This is a genomic window from Deltaproteobacteria bacterium, from assembly GCA_009930495.1.
GTDB lineage: Bacteria > Desulfobacterota > Desulfovibrionia > Desulfovibrionales > Desulfomicrobiaceae > Desulfomicrobium.
In genome coordinates, this window is record RZYB01000283.1 from 1 (window position 1) to 2,384 (window position 2,384).

The following is a 2,384-nucleotide window of genomic DNA, read 5'->3' on the forward strand; positions in this document are numbered from 1 at the left end:
ATCGATGCGGACCAAGTTGCCCGCTTGGCTCAACCCCTATCCAAGAACGGCTACGGCCGCTACCTGCTCAACCTTCTAAAACGCACGAGTTTCGCATAACAGCGGCAACTAGGACTCCACGAACCTAAGGACCTCCGTGCGTGAACTGGTCCTCATGAGCGGGTGGCGAACCGACGCGATCTGGACAAGATCACACCCCGAATCGTTTCGGAAACCGCCTTTCAGACGTGGAAGAATGGAGGAACTTGCGATCAAAAAAAATGGAGGGGCGTCAGACTCGGCTCACAAGCCGGGCCCCCGTCGAAGCACGAAACCCCACCTATGCTGCAAAGCATAGGTGCGGGTAGTTCATAGCCCTCGAGACTCCACCGCGATACCACCCGCACATAAAAAAAGGCCAAGCACCCCGTGCCCGGCCCTGTTTTGCCAATTCGCGATGACTACTCGGCGTTAAATTCGCCGCTTCGGCCGCCGCTCTTATGCGTCAACCGACAATCCGTGATGCGGATGTCGCGCTGCACGGCCTTGCACATGTCGTAGATGGTCATGGCCGCGACCTGGGCGGCCATGAGCGCTTCCATTTCGACGCCGGTGGGACCGGTGGTCCGGGACTCGGCTTCGATTTCGATGGACAAATCGGCTGGCACGGGAACCAGGCGCACATCCACGGAGGAAATCAAAATCGGGTGGCACATGGGGATGAGTTCCCAGGTTTTCTTGGCGGCCATGATCCCGGCCACCTTGGCCGTGGTCAACACGTCGCCCTTGGGCAGGGCGTTTTGCGTCAAAAGCCCAAACGTATGCGCGTTGAGGACCACCCGGCACCGGACCACGGCCCGACGCTTGGTCTCCGCCTTGTCCCCGACATCGACCATGACCACGTTGCCCGCTTCGTCGATGTGCGTCAGCTTCTGTTCCATCGTTCACCTCCACAAATGAAAAAGGCCGGCAAGCACTGCTTCCGGCCTCGTCGGTTCCTGGGTTTTGTCTAATCACCCATGGCTTTCTTGAAAAAATCCTTGACCTTGTTCAAGGGCCGGCCATCTTCCACCTTTTCAAACTCGCGCAACAATTCTTCCTGTTTCTTGGTCACGTTGGTTGGGATACGAACCGAGACCTCCACCAACAGATCGCCCTTCTGGGTGCTGCCCAGATGTGGCAGGCCAAGGCCCTTGATGCGCAGTATCTTGCCGGACTGGGTACCCTTGGGGATCTCCAGGGTCACGGGGTCGTCCAGAGTCGGGACATCGATCTTGGCCCCAAGAATGGCCTGCACGATACTGATCTCGGCCACGATGACCAAATCCTGGCCGCGTCGGGAAAAAATCTTGTCCTCGTCGACATAGATGACCACGTACAAATCGCCGTGCGGCCCGCCGAATTCGCCGGGTTCGCCCTCGCCGCGCAGACGCAAGCGACTGCCGCTGTCCACGCCGGCCGGGATGCGCACCTTGAGGCTCTTTTTGACCTGCACGACACCCTGCCCCCGGCATTTGGCGCAAGGGTGGGTAATGACCTTGCCCTCGCCCCGACAAACCGGACAGGGCACGGAAATACGGAAAAAACCCTGGCTCTGGGTGACCTGCCCCTGGCCGTGACAATGTTTGCAGGTCTCGGGAGCATGCCCTGGAGCCGACCCGGAGCCGGAACATTCAGAACAAACCTCCCGCTTGGGGATGTTCAGATCCACTTCCGTGCCCTTGGCCGCGTCGCGAAAGGATACATTCAGGTTGTAACGCAGGTCGGCCCCGGCCCGGGGCCGACGTCGACCGCCGGTCGCCCCGCCAAAACCAAACAAATCACCAAAGATGTCCCCAAAGGCGCTAAAGACATCGTCCGACGAATGGAAGTGATCGCCAAAACCCTGGCCATTCATGCCGGCATGGCCAAAACGATCATACTGGGCGCGCTTGCCCGCGTCGCTCAGAACCTCATAGGCTTCGGCCGCTTCCTTGAAGTTGTTCTCCGCCTCTGGGTTGTCCGGATTGCGGTCCGGATGGTACTGGAAGGCGAGTTTCCTGTAGGAGCTCTTGATTTCATCGGCCGAAGCGCTCCGACTCACCCCCAACACGTCATAGTAATCACGCTTATCCGCCATTTATTCGTCCTGATCTTCCGATTCGTAGCTAAAATCCTCGGTATGGTTCACGCTTGGCAGAACCTTGCCTTCGGCGATCTCGCGCAGCGCGGTCACGATCTCCTTGTTCTTGCTGCTCACAAGGGGTTCGTATCCTTCGTGATACTGCTTGACCCGCTTGATGGCCATCTGCACGATCAGAAATCTGTTGTTGACCTTCTCCAGGCAATCTTCAACGGTAATTCTGGCCATTGCACCTCCAAAAAAATGTATATGTACATGTCCGCCACGACTCGATCACAGCGAC

4 protein-coding genes are annotated in these 2,384 nt (G+C 58.1%); 1 reads left to right on the forward strand and 3 read right to left on the reverse strand.

Features of this window, described 5'->3' with window-relative positions; all coding sequences use genetic code 11:
- Positions 1–99, forward strand: a 99-nt coding sequence (locus EOL86_13790; protein NCD26646.1) for a glucose-1-phosphate thymidylyltransferase, incomplete at its 5' end; no start/stop codon positions are given.
- A gap of 341 nt (positions 100–440) precedes the next feature.
- Here the strand turns inward: EOL86_13790 and moaC are convergent.
- From moaC to EOL86_13805, 3 genes are all read right to left on the reverse strand, one after another.
- Positions 441–920, reverse strand: coding sequence for a cyclic pyranopterin monophosphate synthase MoaC (gene moaC, locus EOL86_13795; protein NCD26647.1), 480 nt, complete (start codon positions 918–920; stop codon positions 441–443).
- A 68-nt stretch (positions 921–988) separates the two neighbouring features.
- Positions 989–2,098 carry a molecular chaperone DnaJ gene (dnaJ, locus tag EOL86_13800; GenBank protein ID NCD26648.1) on the reverse strand — a complete coding sequence of 370 codons (1,110 nt, stop codon included), beginning with the start codon at positions 2,096–2,098 and terminating at the stop codon, positions 989–991.
- A complete protein-coding gene (locus tag EOL86_13805; GenBank protein NCD26649.1) occupies positions 2,099–2,329 on the reverse strand; it encodes a DNA-directed RNA polymerase subunit omega in 231 nt (76 codons plus the stop codon).
- Positions 2,330–2,384 lie beyond the last annotated feature (55 nt).

Bases quoted from the DNA above. Each gene is read 5' to 3' on its own strand.
- moaC (NCD26647.1), bottom strand. From the start codon at position 920: ATGGAACAGAAGCTGACGCACATCGACGAAGCGGGCAACGTGGTCATG.
- dnaJ (NCD26648.1), bottom strand. From the start codon at position 2,098: ATGGCGGATAAGCGTGATTACTATGACGTGTTGGGGGTGAGTCGGAGC.
- EOL86_13805 (NCD26649.1), bottom strand. From the start codon at position 2,329: ATGGCCAGAATTACCGTTGAAGATTGCCTGGAGAAGGTCAACAACAGA.